Origin of the sequence: Pseudomonas sp. B21-010, from assembly GCF_024749325.1 — a bacterium.
Taxonomy (GTDB): domain Bacteria; phylum Pseudomonadota; class Gammaproteobacteria; order Pseudomonadales; family Pseudomonadaceae; genus Aquipseudomonas; species Aquipseudomonas kilonensis.
The window spans coordinates 5,269,893-5,292,878 of sequence record NZ_CP087198.1 but is presented as its reverse complement, the minus strand read 5'-3'; the positions used below and the strand labels follow the sequence as shown (position 1 = coordinate 5,292,878).

Sequence of the window (22,986 nt, the reverse complement as noted above, 5' to 3'; positions counted from 1 at the left end):
AGTCGTAACGACTATAAGACTGGCCGTGTCGATATGACTACATTGTTTTTAACGTGCTGATTTTAAATGAAAAAATTTATGGCATGAAAACTGATAAGGCGTACCTAACTGTTATCGGTCATACGCCAGGAGTCACCTTATGCTCAGTCGAGAAGAACGCGCCATCATTCGCTCCACCGTTCCGTTGCTTGAAAGTGGTGGTGAGGCGCTGATCACTCACTTCTATCGCATGATGCTGTCCGAATACCCGCAGGTGCGCCCGTTGTTCAACCAGGCTCACCAGGCCAGTGGCGATCAACCGCGGGCCCTGGCCAACGGTGTGTTGATGTATGCGCGGCACATTGACCAACTCGATGAATTGGGCGACCTGGTGGCGAAGATCGTCAACAAGCACGTTGCCCTGCAGATCCTGCCGGAACATTACCCGATTGTCGGTTCGTGCCTGCTGCGAGCAATCGCCGAAGTGCTGGGCGCGGAGATCGCCACACCCGAAGTGATTGCAGCGTGGGGCGCAGCCTACAACCAGTTGGCCGATATCTTGATCGGCGCCGAAGCTGGCATGTACGACAAGAAGGCCGAGGCGCCGGGCGGCTGGCGTGGCGAGCGCGAATTCATCCTGACGGCCAAGGTGCAGGAAAGCTCGGAGATCACTTCGTTTTACTTTGAACCGACGGACAAGGGCCCGATCCTGTTGGCCGAGCCGGGCCAGTACATCGGCATGAAGCTCATGCTTGATGGCGAGGAAGTGCGCCGCAACTATTCACTGTCAGCCCTGGCGGACAATGGTCAATACCGTATCAGCGTCAAGCGCGAGCCGGGCGGACGGGTGTCCAACCATCTGCATCATCATTTCGACGTCGGCAGCCGCATCCAGTTGTTCCCGCCGTCCGGGGACTTCTACCTGACTGCCAGCGATAAACCGCTGGTGCTGATCAGTGGCGGCGTTGGCATCACCCCGACCCTGGCCATGTTGCAGGCGGCGCTGCAAACCGAGCGGCCGGTGCATTTCATTCATTGCGCGCGCAACGGCCGTGCCCATGCCTTCCGCGACTGGATCGACGACCTGGCCAAGCGGCATCCGCAGCTCAAGCGCTTCTACTGCTACGACGAAGACGACGGCTTGAGCCCGGCCGCCGACAAGGTGGGGTTGTTGAGCCAGGAGCAACTGGCGCAATGGCTGCCGCAACAGCGTGACCTGGATGCCTATTTCCTCGGGCCGAAGGGCTTCATGGGTGCCGTCAAACGCCACCTCAAGGCCTTGGGCGTGCCGGACCAGCAGAGCCGTTACGAATTCTTCGGCCCGGCGGCGGCGCTGGAATAAGGTCGCGCTAACCGAGAGACCGGGTTGCCTTCATCGCGAGCAGGCTCGCTCCCACAAGGGATCTGTGGTGGACACGATTCTCGTGAACACCGCAAAAGAGCTGTGGGAGCGAGCTTGCTCGCGATGGCGTCAGTACATTCAACATCAATGCAAGCTGACCCACCGCTATCGCGAGCAAGCTCGCTCCCACAAGGGATCTGCGGTGGATACGATTCTTATGAACACCACAAAAAAACTGTGGGAGATTCTATGGTGCGGGGCTACCCCTTAAATGCCTTTCGGTAAGTATTCGCTCTGGTTCTTCAGCAGGGCGAATACCACTCGAGCAAGCTTGCGGGCCAGTGCCACTAATGCTTCGGTTGTGCTGAGTCCCCGGGCCCTCAGTGCCTCATAAAAACCCTTCCATGCCGCTGTGCGCCTCGCCGACATTGCGGCGTTGTGCATCAGTCGACGTGCCTCTGGGTCACCTCGCTTAGACAGGCAGCGGCGGCCCTTCTTTTTCCCTGAATCCGATATACGCAGGTCTAGGCCCAGAAAAGCGATGAAGGCATCGGCGTTTCTGAAATCCCCACGCTGAAACGACGTGAGCAAACGAGCACCGTTCAACAGGCCAATGCCTTCGACTTTCATGCAACGCTTGAGTTGAGCACCCAAGCCCGCTGCTTCCAACTGCGTCTGGATTGTTTTTTCAAGCAAGACCTCCAGTCGTTGCATGGCCTTTATCTGGTTCTCAAAGGCACTTTTGAGCAACGGTTCGTTTGACCAGCTTTGCTTGAGGCTGACACGCGCCTGAACCAAGGCTGCCCGGCGCCGGAAAAGGCTTATAAGCCGGCAATACAGGGGCGATGGCGGGGTCCACGGGTGCAACTGGTGGCCTTCGTTGTTCAAGTAGCGAGCCAACAACCGAGCATCCAGCGCATCGGTTTTAGCGCGAACTTTCACACCTTTGCGGTAATGGCTGAGCTCGTAGCCGCCAATCATGTAGATCACACAACCTTGCGCATAAGCCAGGTCGGCGAATTCCTGGTGATAGATATTGGTGGCTTCGATGGCGACATCCACTGGCGCGGGCAGCTCCTTGAGCCACTTCTTGATCGCAGCTTTGGTGTTGGGGATCGCTTCCAGTCGATCTGTTTCTGCGTGATAAATCACCAACTCATCTTTGGCGACATCAACACCCACGATCGGCTTTGCGACAGAAACCGGCATTGCCATTGAAAATCCTCCGGGCTAAGGTTTGAACACTTGAAGGGTTCACCCAGAGGCGCAGGCTTGTTCCTATCGTCGGTCTAGGCCAGATGCATTCTTTATCGGCGCTTGGGTGAAAGGAGGAGGGGTGAAATCTCCCACGGTCTGTACTGCGCGAACAGTCAGAATCGAGCTTTGTCCCTCTTCCTCCCTTCAAGTCCTACCATACAAGCGAGCTTGCTCGCGATGGCGGCGGCAAGTCCATCCTTGTCCAACTGCCAGAATTAATCCGCACTTAACCTTCTTGCGGTCTATTCCCCTTCAATGTCGACGCCCGCTGCTCGTTCACTGTCATGGTCTGCGTGTAGACTTCGGGCATCCGACCGCGCGCCCGAGTGTTGCCGTGCCGCGCGTCGATCCATGCAGACAAAGGGAAACGCAATGAGTGAGGAAATGATGCGCTTAGGCCGTGAGCGGCGCTATCTGGTGCTGCTGGGGCTGATCTGCCTGGCGCTGATCGGCGGCGCGCTGTATATGCAGGTGGCCCTCGGTGAGGCGCCGTGCCCGCTGTGTATCTTGCAACGCTATGCGCTGTTGCTGATCGCGATCTTCGCCTTCATCGGTGCCGCCATGCGCACCCGCCGCAGCCTGACGATCTTCGAAGGCCTGGTGGTGCTCAGCGCCCTGGCCGGTGCCGGTGTGGCAGGGCATCACGTGTACACCCAGTTCTTCCCGGCGGTCAGTTGTGGCATCGACGTGTTGCAACCGATTGTCGATGACCTGCCGCTGGCGAAGATCTTTCCGCTGGGGTTCCAGGTCGATGGTTTTTGCTCCACCCCCTACCCACCGATCCTGGGGCTGTCCCTGGCGCAGTGGGCACTGGTGGCCTTCGTGTTGACGGTGGTGCTGGTGCCGTTGCTGGTGTCACGTAACCGCAAACAGATTCGCTGAAGCGCCTTGATGAAACGCCCCGGTTTCTCTCCTGGAGAACCGGGGCGTTTTGCGTTTCACTCTTGAGCCGGACCGTCCTTGATCCGAGGCAAGAATAGCCTGCGACAATGTGCGACATGTTGTCACATATCTTGAGGCGCTCAGCCTTTTCAGGGGCGATTAGACGCTCCTTCCTGTAATAAAAAACCGTCTGGCTTCGCAACCTGTCTATTACCTGCAGCAGGCATTTCTAACAGCGAAGCGTCAGGTGCCAGAGCCCCCGAAAACTGGGCGCTTGCCGGGTAAATAACCTCCTCGCGATCCTCCCGAACTGTCTAAATCGGGCATAGTAGCCCTACGTTTTTTGGGGTTCTTGTTGAGAATTAATTTCGATAACATGCTGGCTTGTTGCAATATCTGCGAAAGATTGTTGCCGGATCGGATAAAAATTATTTCGAGATGAGACATGGTCTACAGCGCCTCAGCTCACTACAATCGCCCGCACCGATTTTCCGACCCGGCTCAAGCTTGAGCACGAGAGTGGTCGAAGGGCGCCAGCGCCCCATGCGACCCCAGGTGTCGGTGCCTCCAACTACCCGCACCAAATGGAATTGGGCTTGAACTAGGCCTTTGACCAACGAATAAGAACTCACTGCTGGCCCAGGATGTGTCGAACAGCCGCTGACGTTCGACGGGCAGCCCTTATTCAATCCAAGAAAATGCCAACCCTTGGCAGGGTGAAGTGTTGGCGATCAAAACCCAACTGCATTGCGCAAGCTGCTTTAGAGGTCGTGAGATGAGTAAAAACAGGTACCCCCGATTACTAGGCTTGTTGCCGCTGCTCGGCACGTTGCTGCTGGGAGGCTGCAACATGACCTTGCTCGATCCCAAGGGCCAGGTCGGCCTGGATGAACGAAACCTGATCATCACCGCTACGCTGCTGATGTTGCTGGTCGTTGTGCCGGTCATCGTCATGACCTTCCTGTTCGCCTGGAAGTACCGCGCAACCAATACCAACGCCACCTACACGCCGAAGTGGTCGCATTCGACCAAGATCGAAGTCGCGGTGTGGACCATTCCGGTGCTGATCATCATTGCCCTGGGTTACGTCACCTACAAGTCGACCCACGCCCTGGACCCGTATCGTCCGCTGGATTCCGACGTCAAGCCGATCACCATTGAAGTGGTCTCCATGGACTGGAAGTGGCTGTTCATCTATCCGGAACAAGGCATTGCCACGGTCAACAAGATCGTGTTCCCGGCCCACACGCCGATCAATTTCAAGGTCACTTCCGACACCGTGATGAACTCGTTCTTCATCCCGGGCCTGGGCGGCCAGATCTACGCGATGGCGGGCATGCAGACCAAGCTGCACCTGATCGCCAACCAGAACGCCGAACTCGACGGTATCTCCGCCAACTACAGTGGCGCGGGTTTTACCGGCATGAAGTTCAAAGCAATCGCCACGACCCAGGAAGATTTCGACGCCTGGGTCAACGATGTGAAGAAGGCACCTAAACAGCTTGAAAAAGCTGAATACGAAGCCCTTTCCAAACCGAGCCAGAACAACCCAGTCGAACTCTACTCGTCGGTTACGCCGAACCTGTTCCAGACCATCATCGACAAGTATGAAGGGATGAATCCGGGCAAGCCGATGCACCACGAGAAGAACGAGAAGGAAGTGGCCGACAACATGGAAGGGATGGACATGAGTTCGCATTCAGCTGCCGGGGCAGAGGAGTAAACGATGTTTGGTAAATTAAGTTGGGAAGCGATCCCGTTCCACGAGCCGATTGTCATGGTGACCCTCGCCATCATCGCACTCGGCGGTCTGGCGCTGTTCGCGGGGATCACTTACTTCAAGAAGTGGACCTACCTGTGGACCGAGTGGCTGACGTCGGTCGACCACAAGAAAATCGGCGTGATGTACATCGTCGTCGCCATGGTCATGCTGCTGCGTGGTTTTGCCGACGCCATCATGATGCGTACCCAGCTGGCCATGGCCACCGAGGGTTCGCCTGGCTACCTGCCGCCTGAACACTATGACCAGATCTTCACCGCCCACGGTGTGATCATGATCATCTTCATGGCGATGCCATTCTTCACCGGCCTGATGAACCTTGCAGTACCACTGCAGATCGGTGCTCGTGACGTTGCCTTCCCGTTCCTGAACTCCCTGAGCTTCTGGCTGCTGGTATCCGGCGTGGTGTTGATCAACCTGTCCCTGGGCGTTGGCGAATTCGCCAAGACCGGTTGGGTTGCCTATCCGCCGCTGTCGGGCCTGCAATACAGCCCGGGCGTGGGGATGGATTACTACATCTGGGCGCTACAGCTATCCGGGTTGGGTACGACGCTGACGGGGGTCAACTTCCTGGCCACCGTGGTCAAGATGCGTACCCCGGGCATGAAGCTGATGGACATGCCGATCTTCACCTGGACCTGCACCTGGGCCAACGTCCTGATCGTCGCTTCCTTCCCGATCCTGACCGCTACCCTGGCCCTGCTGACGCTTGACCGCTACATGGATTTCCACATTTTCACCAATGAACTTGGTGGCAATCCGATGATGTACGTGAACCTGTTCTGGGCTTGGGGTCACCCTGAGGTGTACATCCTGATCCTGCCGGCATTCGGGATTTTCTCCGAAGTCATCTCGACCTTCTCCGGCAAGAAACTGTTCGGCCACCACTCGATGATCTACGCCAGCGGCGCGATCTCGGTACTGGGCTTCATGGTCTGGCTGCACCACTTCTTCACCATGGGCTCGGGTGCCAGCGTCAACGCCTTCTTCGGCCTGGCGACGATGCTGATTTCGATCCCGACGGGGGTGAAGCTGTTCAACTGGCTGTTCACCATCTATCAGGGCCGTCTGCGTTTCACCAGCCACGTGATGTGGACCCTGGGCTTCATGGTGACCTTCGCCATCGGCGGCATGACCGGCGTATTGCTGGCCATCCCGGGTGCTGACTTCGTGCTGCACAACAGCCTGTTCGTGATTGCGCACTTCCACAACGTGATCATCGGTGGCGCCGTGTTTGGCTACATCGCCGGTTTCGCCTTCTACTTCCCGAAAGCGTTCGGCTTCAAGCTGCACGAAGGCTGGGGCAAGGCAGCGTTCTGGTTCTGGATCACCGGCTTCTTCGTCGCGTTCATGCCGCTCTATGTACTGGGCTTCATGGGCATGACCCGTCGCCTGAACACCACCACCAACCCTGAGTGGGTGCCGTACCTGTACGTCGCCATGTTCGGTGCGGTGATGATCGCTGTTGGTATCGCCTGCCAGCTGATCCAGTTGTATGTCAGCGTGCGCGATCGCAACAAGCCAGAGAACATGTGCGACCACGGTGACCCGTGGAATGCCCATACCCTGGAGTGGTCGACCTCTTCGCCACCGCCGTTCTACAACTTCGCCGTGCTGCCAAAAGCAGACGTCATCGACCCGTTCACCGAAGCCAAGGAAAACGGCACCGCGTACCCGGTCCCGGCCAAGTACGAGCCGATCCACATGCCCAACAACACTGCTACCGGTGTGGTCATGGGCGCGCTGCTGACCGTGTTCGGTTTCGCGATGATCTGGCACATCTGGTGGCTGGCCATCGCCAGCCTGGTCGGCACCGTGGTGTATTTCGCTATCCATGCTGCCCGTGACGATCAGGGCTACATGGTGCCGGTGGATGTCATCGAGCGCATCGAAGCCGAGCAGCACAAACGTCTGGTAGCGGCCGGGAAAGTCCCTGCCACCGCCACCCGTGTTGAAACCTCGTTGGAACAGGCTTAAACCATGTCGAACTTAGTGACCACTGTTGGACACGCCCATGGTCATGACCATGGGCACGATGACCATCACCACGACTCGGGCGAGATGACCGTATTCGGTTTCTGGCTCTACCTGATGACCGACTGCATTCTGTTTGCGTCGATCTTCGCAGCGTACGCGGTGCTGGTTAACAACGTCGCCGGTGGCCCATCGGGCCACGACATCTTCGAACTGCCGTACGTACTGGGCGAAACCGCGCTGCTGCTGTTCAGCTCGATCACCTACGGCTTCGCCATGCTGGCGTTGTTCAAGGGCAAGAAAACCCAGGTACTGGGCTGGCTGGCCATGACCTTCCTGTTCGGTGCCGGCTTCATCGGCATGGAGATCAACGAGTTCCACATGTTGATCTCCGAGGGCTACGGCCCTAACCGCAGCGGTTTCCTGTCCGGGTTCTTCACCCTGGTCGGCACCCACGGCCTGCACGTGACCAGCGGCCTGATCTGGATGGCGATCATGATGTACCAGGTCCAGAAAAACGGCCTGACCGCCACCAACAAGACGCGCCTGAGCTGCCTGAGTCTGTTCTGGCACTTCCTGGACGTGGTGTGGATCTGCGTATTCACCGTTGTTTATCTGATGGGGACCCTGTAAATGGCTAACGCACATTCCCATGATGGCCACGACGCCGGCCACGGCAGCGTCAAGTCCTACGCCATCGGTTTCATTCTGTCGGTGATCCTGACCGTCATTCCGTTCGGCCTGGTGATGTACCCATCGCTGCCCAAGAGCCTGACCCTGTGGATCGTACTGATCTTCGCCGTGGTCCAGGTACTGGTGCACCTGGTGTACTTCCTGCACCTGGACCGCTCCGCCGCCCAACGTAACAACGTGGTCGCGTTTGTCTTTGCCGCGATCGTGATTGTCCTGCTGGTTGGCCTGTCGTTGTGGATCATGTTCAGCATCCACACCAACATGATGGCGCACTGAGGAAAGTCCGGATGTCCCTGAAGCACTTTATCCAAATCACCAAGCCGGGGATCATTTTCGGTAACGTGCTTTCTGTGGCAGGCGGGTTTTTCCTGGCCTCGAAAGGGCATGTCGATCTGGCCATCTTCCTGGCGGCGATGATCGGCACTTCCCTGGTGGTGGCGTCCGGTTGTGTGTTCAACAACTGCATCGACCGTGACATCGATATCAAGATGGAACGCACCAAGAATCGGGCGCTGGTCCAGGGCCTGATTCCGGTGCAACTGGCCCTGGCGTTCGCCACGGTGCTGGGCGTGGCCGGCGTGGCGCTGTTGTACTGGGTGGCCAATCCGCTGGCGGCGTTGTTCGCGGTGATCGGTTTTGTCATCTACGTCGGCCTCTACAGCCTGTACCTCAAGCGCAAGTCGGTCCACGGCACGCTGGTGGGTAGCCTGTCGGGGGCGATGCCGCCGGTGATCGGCTATGTGGCGGTCAGCAACAGCTTCGACATGGCTGCGCTGACGCTGCTGGTGATGTTCAGCCTGTGGCAGATGCCGCATTCCTACGCCATCGCGATCTTCCGCTTCAACGACTACCTGGCGGCCTCGATTCCGGTGTTGCCGGTCAAGCGCGGTATCCGGGTGGCCAAGAAGCACATCCTGCTCTACATCCTGGCCTTCCTCGTGGCGACGTTGATGCTGACGTTCAGCGGCTACGCCGGCATGAGCTACCTCGCCGTCGCCGCCGCCATGGGCATGTACTGGCTGTACATGGCCTGGACCGGCTACAAGGCGGTGGATGACACGGTCTGGGCACGCAAGCTGTTCGTGTTCTCGATCTTCACCATCACCGCCCTGAGCGTCATGATGTCCTTGGACTTCAAGGTGCCAAGTGAGCTGCTGCTGACCTACGCGCCTTAAGCTTCAGACGCCACAAGAAAAGCCCCGCCTTCGAGAGAAGTGCGGGGCTTTTTCTTGGGTGTTACTTCGGATTTCTGTGGGAGCGAGCTTGCTCGCGATAGCGGTGTGTCAGCTTGCCTGGATGCTGGATGTGCCGGCGTTATCGCGAGCAAGCTCGCTCCCACACTGGAGCTTCAGAGGGCTTGAATTCTATGTTCGGCACAGAACTCCTGTGGGGGCGAGCCTGCTCGCGAAAGCGGTGGGTCAGCTTGCCTGGATGCTGAATGTGCCGGCGTCATCGCGAGCGGGCTCGCTCCCACAGGGGAAACTCAACCTGGGCTTATTGCTGGGCGATGCTGTAGCCGTCGAATGCCTTTTGCTGTTGCAGGGCGGTGACGATGCTTTTGCGGGTGGCCTGTTGTTCGGTGCCGTCATTGTCCAGGAAGGTTTCGCTTTCCAGCTCGGCTTCGTCGCCTTCGCCTACGAAATTGAAGCCCAGGAACTCGAAGGCCTCGCGGTCGACGTTCGGCTTGGAGCGTGGCGTGCGCAGGGGCAGGGTAACGCTGATGCCGTCCTTGCTGATGACAAACACTTCGGCTTCCTTCTTGGCCCGCGAGGCCTTGCCCTTGCTGCCGCTCGGGTTGCTGATGGCCTGGTGGGTCTGGTTCAGTACTTTCAGGGCCAGGCCGTAGACCAGTTCCTGGAACGACGGATCGTCCTTGTAGCTGGAGAGGATGCGGCTGATCGGGAAGCGGCTGCTCAGGTCTTCCAGGGCCGCGAAATCGGCGGTTTCGGCGTCCTTGAGTTGTTTGAGCTGGCCCATCAGTTCGTAGGCCTTGTCGTCGTCGAACGCATCGTGAGCCTGACGGATGGCGTTGCGCAGTTCGCGGATCTGGTCGCTTTCGCGATTCGACTGGAACGCATCGAGGACCATTTCGCTGATGGTTTTGGCCTGGGGCAGATGCTGTGAAAGATTGATGGAGTTTTCGTATTCCGCTTTGGACGACAGGGTGACTACGGATTCAGCGGTGTTGGAATCGGACATTGAAATTTCACTACTTCTGTTAGCGGGATGAGGCGAGAAAGGCATTGAGCTTTTTTCCGGTCGCCTAATCTATTGGACGCGGGCGGTGTTGTCACGGTCGGAGCTCATTCACAAATCACATTCTTGCCCGACATCTTGGAGCGATACAGCGCCTGGTCCGCCCGGTGCAGCAACACCGCGTGCTGTTCGTCCTCGAGTCGCTGCACCACGCCAAAACTCATGGTGATCTGGAAGTCGCCCACCGGCAGCAGGTCGGACAGGCCCCGGCGAATGCTCTCAGCCAGCAGGCGGGCGTCGGCCAGGCTGGTGTTGGGCAAGATCATGATGAATTCGTCACCGCCCCAGCGAACCAGCAAGTCGCCGCCGCGCTCGCAGCGCTTGACGCTCTGCACCACTTGTATCAACGCTGCGTCGCCAAAGGCGTGGCCGTAGCGATCGTTGATGTCCTTGAAATCATCCACGTCCATGGCGATCAGCGACAACGGTTCGCGAAAACGCTGCGCGCGCTCACAGGCCAGCGGCAGCGCCTGGTCCAGGCGATAACGGTTGGCGACCCGGGTCAGGGCGTCGGTTTCAGCAAGCTTGCGGTTTTCGTCGAGCTGGATCTGTAACTGATGGTTGACCCGGGACAGTTCGCGGGTGCGTTCTTCAATCACGGCTTCCAGGGATTTGTTGCGCCGTTCCAGCTGTTCGAACAGGCGTTTCTTGTCATCGATACTGCGATGGGCGCCGATCATGCGCGCCACCGTGCCGTCCGGGTTACGGGCGATTACATAGCCGCGATCCTCGATCCAGATGTAGGCCCCATCGCGCGTGCGGCAGCGGTATTCGGCCTGGTAGACGTGGGATCGGTGTTCCAGGTAGTCGTCGAACAACGCCATGACCCGTGGATAGTCATCCGGGTGGATCACGCTCTCCCAGGTCAGCACGGTGTTGTCCAGAGAATGAGGCAGGTAGCCAAGCATCGTGTACCAGCCGGGGTTGCGGTAGACGAAGCCGGTGTTGGCATTCCAGTCCCAGATGCCATCGCTGACCAGTTCCAGGATTGTGTGCAGTACGCCTTCGTCCAGATCGGACAGGTCGAACCGCAGCATATCGATGTTCGAGGCATCTCCCATCGTCGTTCCCTCAATCAGCCTTGATATCAAAATGCGCGTCCAAGGAGGAAGAGTAGTTGATGGGGGGCGGGGTCACTAGCGGGGAGGCGCTTCGGGTGAACACCTGAACTGTGGCGAGGGAGCTTGCTCCCGCTGGCTGCGTAGCAGCCCCAAAGCGGGGCCGCTTCGCGCCCCAGCGGGAGCAAGCTCCCTCGCCACGGGATTTGTCTTCATCCAACGCTCATCGAGCCCATCCTCAGGTTTTGCCCCATTTCTCCAACGCGAACTCGACAAAACTGCGCAGTTTCGGCAAACGGTAGCGATCCTGCGCGTACATCAGGCTCATTGGACGATGTGGCAACTGGTAGTCCTGCAACAACGCCACCAGGTGTCCATCCTTCAGGTCCTGGGCCACCAGCGCATCGGGCAGCATGACCACGCCCATCCCGGCCAAGGCGGCGCGATGCAGGCCCGAGGAGCTGTTGATCAGCATCGGGCCGTTTACCGGGACCTTGATCTCGTCTTCCGGCCCGTTGATCGGCCAGTGATCCTGGGCGAAGCGCCATTCGTCTGCTGCCGAATAGGCGAATGACAGGCAGTCGTGCTGCTGCAGGTCCGCGGGTTTTTCCGGTGTGCCGCGCCGAGCCAGGTAGGCAGGGGAGGCGCAGATGGTCAGGGTGTAGTCCATCAACGGACGGGCAATCAGTTTCGGGTCGGGATGGCCGAGGCGGATGGCGACATCGAATCCATGTTCGAGCAGGTCCAACCGCTGGTTGGTCAGCACCACGTCGAGCTTGACCTGGGCGAAGCGCTGGCTGAATTCGGCCAGTGCCGGCGCCAGGCGCTCGGTGCCGAAGGTCAGGGGCGCGGTGATGCGCAGGGTGCCGTTGGGCTCGCCTTGGGTCTGTTCGGCCAGGCGCTCGGAATCGGCCACCAGCCCCAGCACTTCCAGGCAGCGTTGGTAGTAGGTCGAGCCGAACTCGGTCAGACGCTGGCGCCGCGTCGTACGGTTGATCAGGCGCACGCCGAGACGTTGCTCCAGTGCACGAAGATGATTGCCCACCATGGTGGTGGACATTTCGCACGCCTGGGCCGCCGCCGTCAGGCTTCCGGTTTCTACCACCTTCACGTACACGGTCATCGCCTGGAACACGTCCATTATCAAGCTCAGCTTTTAAATGATTGAAGTAAAGCAGCGTTTATCCAGCCTTGGTGGCTAACCATACTGGAAAAAACCAACCCAATGGAGCTTGATGCCATGACCGCTGCCTGCCTGATGACCACTTACCAACCCCTGGCGCTGAGTTTCACCCACGGCTTGGGGACGCGCCTGTGGGACCAGGACGGTCGCGAATACCTCGATGCGGTGGCGGGCGTGGCGGTGACCAATGTCGGCCACTCCCACCCACGGCTGGTGGCCGCCATCAGCGAGCAGGCCGGCCTGCTGTTGCACACGTCGAACCTGTACAGCATCGATTGGCAACAACGCCTGGCGCAAAAGCTCACTCAGCTGTCGGGGCTGGAGCGGGCGTTTTTCAGCAACTCAGGGGCCGAGGCCAACGAAACCGCGCTGAAACTGGCGCGCCTCTATGGTTGGCGCAAGGGCATTGAGCAGCCGTTGGTGGTGGTCATGGACAATGCGTTCCACGGGCGCACATTGGGCACGATGTCCGCCAGTGACGGCCCGTCCGTGCGGCTGGGCTACAACCGCTTGCCGGGGGATTTCATCAAGGTGCCGTTCGGTGATCTGGCGGCGTTGGAAGCGATCCAGCAGGCTCATGCCGAGCGCATCGTCGCAGTGCTGGTGGAACCGATCCAGGGCGAAAGCGGTGTGCAACTCGCACCGCCGGGCTATCTCAAGGCCCTGCGCGAACTGTGCAGCCGGCGCGCCTGGTTGTTGATGCTCGACGAGATCCAGACCGGCATCGGTCGCACTGGCCAATGGTTCGCCTTCCAGCACGAGGGCATCGTGCCGGACGTCATGACCCTCGCCAAGGGCCTGGGCAACGGCGTACCCATTGGTGCCTGCCTGGCGCGGGGCAAGGCTGCCGAGCTGTTTACCCCTGGCAGCCATGGCAGCACCTTTGGCGGTAATCCACTGGCCTGTCGGGTCGGCTGCACGGTGCTGGAGATCATTGAGCAACAAGCGCTGGTGGACAACGCCAGGCATCAGGGCGAACAGTTGCTGAGCCGGCTGCGCACCGAGTTGGCGGACAACCCGAATGTCTTGGCGATTCGCGGCCAGGGGTTGATGATCGGCATCGAACTCAAGCAACCGGTTCGCGACCTGGCTCTTCGCGCCGCCCGGGACCACGGCCTGCTGATCAATATCACTCGGGGCCAGACCATCCGCCTGCTGCCGCCGTTGACGATCGATGGGCGGGAAGTGGAGATGATTGTCCGGGGCGTGAGCCGCTGTCTGGCGCAGGGGTGAGGGGCGTTCGCCCGGAGGCCGGTTTTTTATCGGTCAGCCGGGCGAAGCGCAACGCAGCGCGACGGAATTTTTAACGATTGCCGCGTTCCAACGCCTGCCAGAGTCGATTGCCTACACTTTGGCATTCAGACTGAAAACCCAGGAGCATCTTCATGTTCACCTCGCGTCGCTTGATCGTTGTCGCAACTGCTGTGGCCCTGTTGTCCGGCTGTGCGTCGCCTAACCCCTATGACAACCAGGGCCAGGCCTCTACCGAGTCTTCGGGCATGAGCAAAACCGCCAAGTATGGTGGCCTCGGTGCACTGGCGGGGGCGTTGGCCGGTGCGGCCATCGGTCACGATAACCGCGGCAAGGGTGCGTTGATTGGTGCAGCGGTGGTGGGGGCTTCCGCGGCCGGTTACGGCTACTACGCCGACCAGCAGGAAAAGAAGCTGCGCGCCAGCATGGCCAATACCGGCGTTGAAGTGCAGCGCCAGGGCGACCAGATCAAGCTGATCATGCCGGGCAACATCACCTTCGCCACCGACTCGGCGAACATCGCCTCCAGTTTCTACCAGCCGTTGAACAACCTGGCCAACTCCCTCAAGGAGTTCAACCAGAACCAGATCGAAATCGTCGGCTACACCGACAGCACCGGCAGCCGCCAGCACAACATGGACCTGTCCCAGCGTCGTGCGCAGAGCGTGGCGACTTACCTGACGTCCCAGGGCGTGAGCGGTGCCAACCTGTCGGCCCGCGGCGCCGGCCCGGACAACCCGGTGGCCAGCAACGGCGACGTCAATGGTCGTGCGCAAAACCGTCGTGTCGAGGTCAACCTCAAGGCCATTCCTGGCCAGCAGTACCAGGCACCGGCGCAGCAGGGCCAGACTTACCAGCAGTACCCATAACGGCTGGGCGGCAAATGAAACGGGGGCTCTGGCAACAGGGCCCCCGTTTTTTTATGGTTGTCAGTTTCTATCCGCCTGATGCCGCCACTTGTGGCGAGGGGATTTGTGGGAGCAAAGCTTGCTCGCGAAACAGGCGCCTCGATCTTTTGAAAGACCGCATCGCTTTCATCGCGGGCAAGCCTTGCTCCCACAAGTCTCCTCGCCCAAAGGTGTTCACAAGGGGATCAATTCGCCTCTTTTACCGCACTCAAGAACGCACACGTACGTTCCTGCTGCGGGTTTTCGAAGATCTGCGCCGGGGTGCCCTGTTCGTGGATCTGCCCTTTGTAGAAGAAACACACCCGGTCGGCGAACTCCCGGGCGAAGCCCATCTGGTGGGTCACCATCAGCATCGTCAGGTTATGTTCGGCCCCCAGTTTGCGGATCACATTCAGCACCTCGCCGCACAGCTCCGGGTCGAGCGCCGAGGTCACTTCGTCAAACAGCATCACCTTGGGTCGCATCGCCAGCGCCCGGGCAATCGCCACCCGTTGTTGCTGGCCGCCGGACAACTGCGACGGGTAATGGTCGAGCTTGTTGCCCAGCCCCACCAGCTCCAACAGGTCGGCGGCGCGCTCCCGGGCTTCTTTCGGGTTCATGCCCAGCACCTGCACCGGCGCCTCGATCACGTTCTGCAGCGCGGTCATGTGGGGGAACAGGTTGAAACTCTGGAACACCATGCCGATCTTGCCGCGCACCCGGCGGATGTGTCGGTCGTTGGCCGGCACCAGCACGCCGTTGCGGTTGGGCATGTGGGTCAGGGAGTCATCCTCGACGCGGATCTGGCCCTGGTCGATGCCTTCCAGGGTCATCAACACCCGCAGCAGCGTGGACTTGCCCGAGCCGCTGGGGCCGATGATCGCGACCTTTTCACCGGGAACGACATCCAGGTTCAGATGATCGAGCACCGTGAAGCTGCCATAGCTTTTGGTCACGTCCTGGAAACTCACGATCGGCCGGGACGTTGTTGGATCTTGCATGGCCGGGGCCTCCTGCTGCGACGCCAGCGTGCTGCGCCGGGACAAATCGGTGGGCGTGGACAGAGGTAAAGTCATTAGCGTAGCTCCATGCGCGTTTCAAGGCGCCGTACCAGATAAGCCAGGGCAAGGCTCAGGGCGAGGAAGAACAGGCCGACCATGGTGATCGGTTCCAGGTAGCGGAAATTCTCGGAACCGATGTTCTTGGCCTGCTGCATGATTTCCACCACGGTGATCGCCGACAGCACCGGCGTGTCCTTGAGCATCGCCACCAGGTAGTTGCCCAGTGGCGGCACGATCGGTCGCAGCGCCTGGGGCAGGATGATGTTGCGATAGGCGTCGTACGGCGCGATGTTCAACGCCGTCACCGCTTCCCACTGCGCCCGTGGCACCGCGTCGAGACCACTGCGATAGACCTCGGCGATGTAGCAGGCGTAGTGCAGGCCGATGCCGAGGATGCCAACCTGCATGGCCGTCAGGCTCAAGCCATAGTTGGGCAGTACGTAGTAGAGGAAATACACCTGGATCAGCAGCGGTGTGCTGCGGATGAACTCGATCACCGCGGTGGCCGGCCACGACAGCCAGAATTTGCGACTGCGCCGGCCAATCGCCAGGAACAGCCCCAGGACAATCGCGATCAGGAAGCCGATCAGGGTAATGCCCACGGTGTTGAGGGAGGCGCGCAGCAGGTCCGGCAGGATTTGTGTGGCGTAGGACCAATCGAACAGCGTCATGACAGACCTCCACGCATCCGGCCCCGGCTCAGTCGTCGTTCGACGTGGCGCATGCCGAAGTTGATGGCTTGGGCGAGGATGAAATACATCACCAGGGCCAGGCTGAAGATCTCCAGGGTCTGGAAGGTCGCCTGATCCAACTGCCGCGCGCGGAAACTTAGGTCCGACAAGGTGATCAGCGACACCAGCGAGGTGTTCTTCAGCAGCTCGATCAACAGGTTGGTGCCCGGTGGGATCGCCGCCAGCAACGCCTGCGGCAGGATGATCCGCTTGAAGCGCGTGAAGCCGCTGAAATTCAGCGCCGTGCAGGCTTCGTATTGGCCCTTGGCGACCGAACTGATGGCGCCGCGCATCACCTCGGCCCCGTAAGCGCCGATGTGCAGGCCCAGGCCGACAATCGCCACGGCGTAAGGGCTCAGCTCAACGTTGAAGGGTGGCAGCGGCAGCACAAAGAACAGCCAGAACAATTGCACCAGCAGCGAGGTGCCACGGAACACTTCGATGTAGGTGATGGAAAACCAGCGCAACGCTCGCCACGGCGAGAGTCGCCCGAGAGCTGCCAGCACCGCCGCGACGATGGCCAGCAGCGAGCCGAAGAAGGTCACCTGGAGCGTGACCCAGGCCCCCTGTATCAATAACGGAAGTAATTCGCCCATGGTTCAACCCAATGTCCGGTGAAGCAGGGAACAGGCATCACGCACCGCGCGTCATGCCCGTTTCGGCACGCCAGTCTTGACGACTACTGAGCGCAGAGCTCGGCCGCGGTCTTGCTGGTCACGTTGGATTTGTCGAACCCGAATGGCGCAACCGTCTTGAGATGCTCTTCGGAGCCCAGCCACTTTTTCAGCTCGGCATTGACCGCATCGCGCAAGTCTTTGTCTTCGGGGCGGAAGGCCAGGGCGCCGTAGCCGATGTGGGATGGGTCGTCCTTGAATTCGGTCATCGCCTCCACCTTGTCGCCACCCTTGCTGGCCAGGCCTTTCATGGTCAGTTGGGTGCCGACGGCAGCGTCCGCGCGTCCGGCACGTACGGCTTGCAGTTGTGCGGTGGTGTCGGGGACCTGGAGGATCTGGTCGTCCTTGACCCCGGAGTCGCGGGCATAAGCCAGGTTCACCGTGCCGGCCATGATTGCCAGTTTCACATCCGGTTGCTTGGCGATGTCTTCATAGCTGTGGAGTTTTTTCGGGTTGCCCTTGGCCACGAGCAAGGCATCGGGCAACTGGTACTGCGGATCGGTGAACAACACTTGCTTGCAGCGCGCCGGGGTGATGTACATGCCGGCGGCGATGACATCGAAACGACCTGCGCGCAGGCCTGGGATCAACGAGCCCCATTCGGTGAGCACGCCATTGACCTGCTTGATGCCCATTTTGGCGAAGATGATCTTGGCGATTTCCGGTGACTCACCGGTAACGGTGCCGTCGGTTTCGGTGAAGGCAAACGGCGTTTCGTTGGCGTAGCCGATCCGGATGCTACTGGTGCTTTTGACCGTATCCAGGGTGGCCGCTTGAACGCTGCCGGCCAGGCCCAGTACGGCACAGGTCAGCAAGAGCCGACGTAGGGGCGCACCGGTGCTGGGAAGAAAATTGCTCATCGATAAAATCTCCTGTTTCTTGTGGATCCGTCGTTTGACGGCTCTGTGGTAGGAGGCAGTGTTACAAGAGCAAAGCGTACAGCGGCGGATCCGGGCGTGGCCTGGAATCGGGAACGGCGCCGGTACAGGTCGATCCGGCTTTTTGTCAGGGCGATGAGCCCGCCTGGGTGACGACCTTGGACCGAGCATACAAAAGCCCCGGCATCGATTGTATTGCACTAGGACAATTGCTTTGCCGCGATGGCCGCGCAATGCTGTGCGCACCCCTACACACGCCGGTTGCAGCTGTTATGGATAAGTGGAAGTCAGCCTTGGACCTCGCCCGCAGCGGTGAATCCAAATACAAGATTCTGGTGCAGGCCATTGCCGACGATATCGAACAGGGCACCCTGGCCAATGACCAGCGCCTGCCGCCGCAACGGCAGGTGGCCGACGCCATGGGGATCAGCGTGCAGACCGTCACCAACGCCTATAAGGAGTTGGAGCGCCAGGGACTGGTGCGCTGTGAGGTTGGGCGTGGCAGTTTCGTCTCGCGGCGCATGAGCGACCGGGTGGCGACGTACATCCTCGACAGTCCCGAGCGAGCGCTGGTGGATTTTTCCATCACCCGCATCCTGCACACCCGTGAGCATGACCAGGCCTGGCGTGATACCTGCGCGGCGCTGAGCACTGAAGAAGACCAGCCGTGGATTCATGCGTTTCGCCCCATCGCCGGTTTCGAATCCCATCGCGAAGCGGCGGCGCAGTGGATCGGTCGGCAAGGGCTGAAAGTCGACCGTAACGATGTGCTGATCACCAACGGCGCGGCCCACGGGATTTTCCTGGCTCTCGCTTCGCTGGCGGGCCCCGATGATGTGGTGCTCTGCGAAGGCTTGACCGACCACGGCGTGATCGGCAACTCCCAGGTGCTGGGCTTCACCCTCAAGGGCCTGGAGATGGACCGCTATGGCATCGACCCCGAACATTTCGAAGACATGTGCAGCAACGAGCGCATCACTGCGCTGGTGTGCACGCCAAACCTGAACAACCCCACCACCAGCCTGATGCCCGACGCCCGCCGCCGGGAAATCGCCGAGATTGCCCGGCGCTTCGGTGTGCACATCATCGAAGACGATGTGTACGGCCCGCTGCTGGACGAACGCCGGGCGCCGCCCATCAGCCACTACCTGCCGGAGCTGTCGTTCTACTGCACGAGCATGACCAAGTCGGTGCTCACGGGGCTGCGCACCGGTTATCTGGTGGTGCCCAAGCGCCTGGCCCTGCGCACCGAGAGCATCCTGCGTGTCAACAGTTGGATGGCCACACCCATGGTCTCGGAGATCGCCACCCGCTGGATTCGCGATGGCCGCGCCGAGTCGCTGGTGCAATTGCAACGTCAACTGCTGGCCGGGCGCCAGGCGATGGTCACCGAGTACATGGGCGAACATCTGCTGGGCCAGCACCCGCATGCCTTGAATGCGTGGGTTGGCATCCCGTCCCATTGGGAAGTGGACAGCCTGGTGCGGGCGCTGCGGCACAAGCACATCGCCGTGACATCCCCCGATCCGTTCACCGTCCGCGGCACCCCCAGGCCCCGCGCGGTGCGGGTCTGCGTCGGCGCTGAATGCAGTGACGAAGAAATGCGCCATGCGCTGATCGGCATGCGGCAGATCTTCAACCAGTACCCGCAGATTCATGATTTCTGATGCACCACACCTTTCCCTGTGGGAGCGAGCTTGCTCGCGATAGCGGTGTGGCAGTCAGCAAAGATGTTGAATGTGAGGGCCCCATCGCGAGCGAGCTCGCTCCCACAAGGGATTTGTGGTGACTTTGGAACTTCATCACTAAATTGCCCTAGTACATTCATCACCACAATCCAGCCCTCTTAGACTGCGCCCAACACATCCGCTCGGGACGCAGTCATGACAGGGTTGCAGCTTCAGGATATCTACCGTGCTCGCCAGCGCATCGAGTCGCAGGTCAGGCGTACACCCATGGAGCATTCCCCGAGTTTGTCGCGGTTGATGGGCGTGGCGGTGTACCTCAAGCTTGAGGCCCTGCAAATCACCGGCAGCTTCAAGCTGCGCGGGGCGAGCAATGCAGTGGCGCAGCTCAGCGCCGAGCAAAAGGCCCGGGGCGTGGTCACGGCTTCGACCGGCAATCATGGTCGGGCACTGGCCCATGCCGCTTCGCAACAAGGCGTCAGGGCGATTGTCTGCCTGTCGAACCTGGTGCCGGCCAACAAAGTGCAGGCGATCCGCGACCTGGGCGCCGAGGTGTGCATCGTCGGCCAGTCCCAGGACGAGGCCCAGCGCGAGGCCGAGCGCATCGCCCGGGAGCAGGGCGCGACTTTTTTGCCGCCCTTCGATCATCCGGCGATTATCGCCGGGCAGGGCACCCTCGGCCTGGAGATCCTCGAGCAGCAACCGGAGGTGGCCCAGGTCCTGGTGCCGTTGTCCGGTGGCGGCCTGTTCGCCGGAGTTGCCCTGGCCCTCAAAAGTGCGAACCCAGCGATTCAAGTCCACGGCATCAGCATGGCCCGCGGTGCCGCGATGCACGCCAGCCTCGCGGCCGGGCAACCGGTGGACGTCGAAGAACTGCCGACGCTGGCCGACTCCCTCGGCGGCGGCATCGGCCTGGACAATCGCTACACCTTCGCCATGACCCGCCGACTGCGCGATGACGTGCACCTGCTTTCGGAAGCCTCTATCGCCAATGCCATCCGCCACGCCTATCACCACGAACGCCTGGTGCTCGAAGGCGCTGCCGTGGTGGGCATCGCGGCGCTGCTCGACGGCCTGGTCGAGCCACGCGGCCCCATTGTCCTGGTGGTCAGCGGGCGCAACGTCGACACCGCACACCATGCCCGCGTGATCGCTGGCGCCAACGCCTGATAACCCTAACGGAGCCAGTCATGAGTGAAGTCACCCTATTGAGCGAAGCCGACCTGCGCAGCTGCGTGGCCCTGGACCTGGCCAGCATCGACGCCATCGAACAGGCCTTCGTGCTCCTGGCCACCGCCGCCGTGGCGATGCCGCCGATCCTGCGGTTGGACATTCCCGAGCACAACGGTGAAGTGGATGTGAAGACCGCTTACCTGCCGGGCCTGGAGCGCTTCGCCATCAAGGTCAGCCCGGGTTTTTTCGATAACCCCAAGTTTGGCCTGCCCAGCCTCAACGGCATGATGATGTTGCTCTCGGCACGCACCGGCCTGCTGGAAGCCCTGCTGCTGGACAACGGTTACCTCACCGCCGTGCGCACCGCCGCGGCCGGGGCGGTGGCGGCGCGTTGCCTGTCCCGCGAGCAGAGCCGCAGCGTCGCGCTGATCGGTGCCGGCGAGCAGGCGGCGTTGCAACTTCAGGCACTGCGCCTGGTGCGACCCATCGACGAGGTGCGGGTCTGGGCGCGTGATGCGCAAAAGGCCGAGGCGTTCAGTCAGGAGCTGGCGCGTGACACTGGACTTGCCGTCACGCCATGCGCCTCCATTGACGATGCCCTGGAAGGCGTGGACATCGCCGTCACCTGCACACCCAGTCGCGAGCCGTTGATCCAAGCCCGCCATTTACATCCCGGCCTGCACATCACGGCGATGGGCTCGGACGCCGAACACAAGAACGAAATTTCCCCGCAAGCCCTGGCGGCCGTCGACTGTTATGTCGCCGATCGCCTGAGCCAGACCCGCGTGCTCGGGGAACTGCACCACGCCCTGGCGGCCGGTGCCGTTCGCGATGACCTGGCGTTGATGGAGTTGGGACAGGTGCTGGCGGGACAGCACCCCGGGCGTTCCGATGCCGCACAAGTGACGCTTTGCGACCTGACCGGCACCGGCGCCCAGGACACCGCCATCGCCAACCTGGCGTTCGAGCGGGCACGGGCGGCGGGCAAGGGGTTTGCGTTCGGCCGCTAGATCATTTTTCTCATGAGTCATTGAACAGAGGGCAGGTGGATGTCTGAGATCGTCGTCAATCTTCCGTTCCTGCGGGAGGAATACACCCAACGCCTGGCGAAGGTTCGCGCGGCCATGCAGGCCCAGGGCCTGGAGCTGCTGCTGGTCACCGATCCGTCGAACATGGCTTGGCTCACCGGCTATGACGGTTGGTCATTCTATGTGCACCAGTGCGTGCTGCTGGCGCTGGAGGGCGAACCCGTGTGGTTCGGTCGTGGCCAGGATGCCAACGGTGCAAAGCGCACGGTGTTCATGCAGGCCGATAACATCGTCGGCTACCCGGACATCTACGTGCAGTCCCGCGAGCGCCACCCCATGGACTACCTGTCCCGCGAGGTGATCATCGCCCGTGGCTGGGGCGCGCTGACCATTGGCGTGGAGATGGACAACTATTACTTCAGCGCCGCCGCTTACCTGTCGCTGCAAAAGCATTTGCCCCAGGCAAAACTGGTGGACGCGGTGGGCCTGGTGAACTGGCAGCGCGCGGTCAAGTCGCCCCAGGAAATCGCCTACATGCGCATCGCCGCGCGCATCGTCGAGAACATGCACAGCCGGATCCTGGAGCGCATCGAACCAGGCATGCGCAAGAACGAACTGGTGGCCGAGATCTACAGCAGCGGCATCCTCGGTGCCGACGGCCATGGCGGCGACTACCCGGCCATCGTGCCGCTGTTGCCCACCGGGGCCGACGCCAGTGCGCCGCACCTGACCTGGGACGATTCACCCTTCAAGAAGGGCGCCGGCACCTTCTTTGAAATCGCCGGTTGCTACAAGCGTTATCACTGCCCGCTGTCGCGCACCATTTACCTGGGCAAGCCGCCGCAACATTTCCTCGACGGCGAAAAAGCCGTGGTCGAGGGCATCGCCGCCGGCCTGGACGCAGCCAAGCCGGGCAACACCACCGGCGATATCGCGGTGGCGTTTTTCAAGGTGCTGGAGAAATTCGGCATTCACAAGGACAGCCGTTGCGGCTACCCCATCGGGATCAGTTATCCGCCGGATTGGGGCGAGCGCACCATGAGCCTGCGCCCCGGCGACAACAGCGTGTTGCAGCCGGGCATGACCTTCCATTTCATGCCGGGGCTGTGGATGGACGATTGGGGCCTGGAAATCACCGAAAGCATCCTGATCACCGAGACCGGCGTCGAGACGCTGTGCGACGTGCCTCGTCAATTGTTCGTGAAGGATTGAGC

21 protein-coding genes are annotated in these 22,986 nt (G+C 60.7%); 13 read left to right on the top strand and 8 right to left on the bottom strand.

Going from position 1 to position 22,986, the window contains the following annotated elements:
* The first annotated feature begins 139 nt into the window (after positions 1 to 139).
* Entirely contained in the window at positions 140 to 1,321 is a 1,182-nt protein-coding gene (hmpA, locus tag LOY50_RS23505) for an NO-inducible flavohemoprotein (RefSeq protein WP_258689319.1), read from the top strand.
* Between the two features lie 267 nt (positions 1,322 to 1,588).
* Here hmpA and LOY50_RS23500 read toward each other — a convergent pair whose 3' ends face one another.
* Positions 1,589 to 2,536, bottom strand: coding sequence for an IS110 family transposase (locus LOY50_RS23500; protein ID WP_258688304.1), 948 nt, complete (start codon positions 2,534 to 2,536; stop codon positions 1,589 to 1,591).
* 414 nt (positions 2,537 to 2,950) lie between these two features.
* On the opposite strand from LOY50_RS23500, the gene LOY50_RS23495 reads away from it, so the two are divergent.
* From LOY50_RS23495 to cyoE, 6 genes are all read left to right on the top strand, one after another.
* Complete coding sequence (locus tag LOY50_RS23495) at positions 2,951 to 3,460, top strand: disulfide bond formation protein B (protein ID WP_003205398.1); 510 nt, start codon at positions 2,951 to 2,953, stop codon at positions 3,458 to 3,460.
* A 775-nt stretch (positions 3,461 to 4,235) separates the two neighbouring features.
* Complete coding sequence (gene cyoA / locus LOY50_RS23490; protein WP_253477985.1) at positions 4,236 to 5,183, top strand: ubiquinol oxidase subunit II; 948 nt, start codon at positions 4,236 to 4,238, stop codon at positions 5,181 to 5,183.
* Between the two features lie 3 nt (positions 5,184 to 5,186).
* Positions 5,187 to 7,217, top strand: coding sequence for a cytochrome o ubiquinol oxidase subunit I (cyoB, locus tag LOY50_RS23485; RefSeq protein WP_003205396.1), 2,031 nt, complete (start codon positions 5,187 to 5,189; stop codon positions 7,215 to 7,217).
* 3 nt (positions 7,218 to 7,220) lie between these two features.
* Positions 7,221 to 7,847 (top strand): cytochrome o ubiquinol oxidase subunit III, encoded by a 627-nt coding sequence (locus LOY50_RS23480; protein WP_003205395.1) that lies wholly within the window; start codon positions 7,221 to 7,223, stop codon positions 7,845 to 7,847.
* A complete protein-coding gene (cyoD, locus tag LOY50_RS23475) occupies positions 7,848 to 8,183 on the top strand; it encodes a cytochrome o ubiquinol oxidase subunit IV (protein ID WP_003205394.1) in 336 nt (111 codons plus the stop codon).
* A gap of 11 nt (positions 8,184 to 8,194) precedes the next feature.
* Positions 8,195 to 9,082 carry a heme o synthase gene (gene cyoE / locus LOY50_RS23470; RefSeq protein WP_003178131.1) on the top strand — a complete coding sequence of 296 codons (888 nt, stop codon included), beginning with the start codon at positions 8,195 to 8,197 and terminating at the stop codon, positions 9,080 to 9,082.
* Between the two features lie 319 nt (positions 9,083 to 9,401).
* Here cyoE and LOY50_RS23465 read toward each other — a convergent pair whose 3' ends face one another.
* The 3 genes from LOY50_RS23465 to LOY50_RS23455 form a co-directional block, all read right to left on the bottom strand.
* Positions 9,402 to 10,106: a hypothetical protein gene (locus LOY50_RS23465; protein WP_258689318.1), complete on the bottom strand. Its 705-nt coding sequence runs from the start codon at positions 10,104 to 10,106 to the stop codon at positions 9,402 to 9,404.
* 104 nt (positions 10,107 to 10,210) lie between these two features.
* The gene (locus LOY50_RS23460; protein ID WP_258689317.1) at positions 10,211 to 11,224 is read right to left on the bottom strand and encodes a diguanylate cyclase; all 1,014 of its coding nucleotides are present in this window, start codon (positions 11,222 to 11,224) and stop codon (positions 10,211 to 10,213) included.
* A gap of 235 nt (positions 11,225 to 11,459) precedes the next feature.
* Positions 11,460 to 12,362, bottom strand: coding sequence for a LysR family transcriptional regulator (locus LOY50_RS23455; RefSeq protein WP_258689315.1), 903 nt, complete (start codon positions 12,360 to 12,362; stop codon positions 11,460 to 11,462).
* Between the two features lie 99 nt (positions 12,363 to 12,461).
* Between LOY50_RS23455 and LOY50_RS23450 the strand changes: the two genes are divergently transcribed.
* Entirely contained in the window at positions 12,462 to 13,637 is a 1,176-nt protein-coding gene (locus LOY50_RS23450) for an aspartate aminotransferase family protein (RefSeq protein WP_258689314.1), read from the top strand.
* A gap of 152 nt (positions 13,638 to 13,789) precedes the next feature.
* Positions 13,790 to 14,524, top strand: coding sequence for an OmpA family protein (locus LOY50_RS23445; RefSeq protein WP_253477953.1), 735 nt, complete (start codon positions 13,790 to 13,792; stop codon positions 14,522 to 14,524).
* 224 nt (positions 14,525 to 14,748) lie between these two features.
* Here the strand turns inward: LOY50_RS23445 and ehuA are convergent, their stop codons facing one another.
* The 4 genes from ehuA to ehuB form a co-directional block, all read right to left on the bottom strand.
* The gene (gene ehuA / locus LOY50_RS23440; protein ID WP_024616393.1) at positions 14,749 to 15,543 is read right to left on the bottom strand and encodes an ectoine/hydroxyectoine ABC transporter ATP-binding protein EhuA; all 795 of its coding nucleotides are present in this window, start codon (positions 15,541 to 15,543) and stop codon (positions 14,749 to 14,751) included.
* Positions 15,544 to 15,617: 74 nt separating this feature from the next.
* Positions 15,618 to 16,274, bottom strand: coding sequence for an ectoine/hydroxyectoine ABC transporter permease subunit EhuD (gene ehuD / locus LOY50_RS23435; RefSeq protein WP_253477950.1), 657 nt, complete (start codon positions 16,272 to 16,274; stop codon positions 15,618 to 15,620).
* Positions 16,271 to 16,930, bottom strand: coding sequence for an ectoine/hydroxyectoine ABC transporter permease subunit EhuC (gene ehuC / locus LOY50_RS23430; protein WP_204127525.1), 660 nt, complete (start codon positions 16,928 to 16,930; stop codon positions 16,271 to 16,273). Before ehuC ends, ehuD begins: the two co-directional genes overlap by 4 nt.
* Positions 16,931 to 17,013: 83 nt before the next feature.
* Positions 17,014 to 17,868 carry an ectoine/hydroxyectoine ABC transporter substrate-binding protein EhuB gene (gene ehuB / locus LOY50_RS23425; RefSeq protein ID WP_253477946.1) on the bottom strand — a complete coding sequence of 285 codons (855 nt, stop codon included), beginning with the start codon at positions 17,866 to 17,868 and terminating at the stop codon, positions 17,014 to 17,016.
* A gap of 290 nt (positions 17,869 to 18,158) precedes the next feature.
* Between ehuB and LOY50_RS23420 the strand changes: the two genes are divergently transcribed.
* From LOY50_RS23420 to doeA, 4 genes are all read left to right on the top strand, one after another.
* Positions 18,159 to 19,553 (top strand): PLP-dependent aminotransferase family protein, encoded by a 1,395-nt coding sequence (locus LOY50_RS23420; RefSeq protein ID WP_258689312.1) that lies wholly within the window; start codon positions 18,159 to 18,161, stop codon positions 19,551 to 19,553.
* A gap of 216 nt (positions 19,554 to 19,769) precedes the next feature.
* Positions 19,770 to 20,741 (top strand): hydroxyectoine utilization dehydratase EutB, encoded by a 972-nt coding sequence (eutB, locus tag LOY50_RS23415; RefSeq protein ID WP_258689310.1) that lies wholly within the window; start codon positions 19,770 to 19,772, stop codon positions 20,739 to 20,741.
* 20 nt (positions 20,742 to 20,761) lie between these two features.
* Positions 20,762 to 21,754, top strand: coding sequence for a cyclodeaminase (locus LOY50_RS23410; RefSeq protein WP_258689308.1), 993 nt, complete (start codon positions 20,762 to 20,764; stop codon positions 21,752 to 21,754).
* Between the two features lie 39 nt (positions 21,755 to 21,793).
* Complete coding sequence (doeA, locus tag LOY50_RS23405) at positions 21,794 to 22,984, top strand: ectoine hydrolase DoeA (RefSeq protein WP_253477933.1); 1,191 nt, start codon at positions 21,794 to 21,796, stop codon at positions 22,982 to 22,984.
* Positions 22,985 to 22,986: the final 2 nt, after the last annotated feature.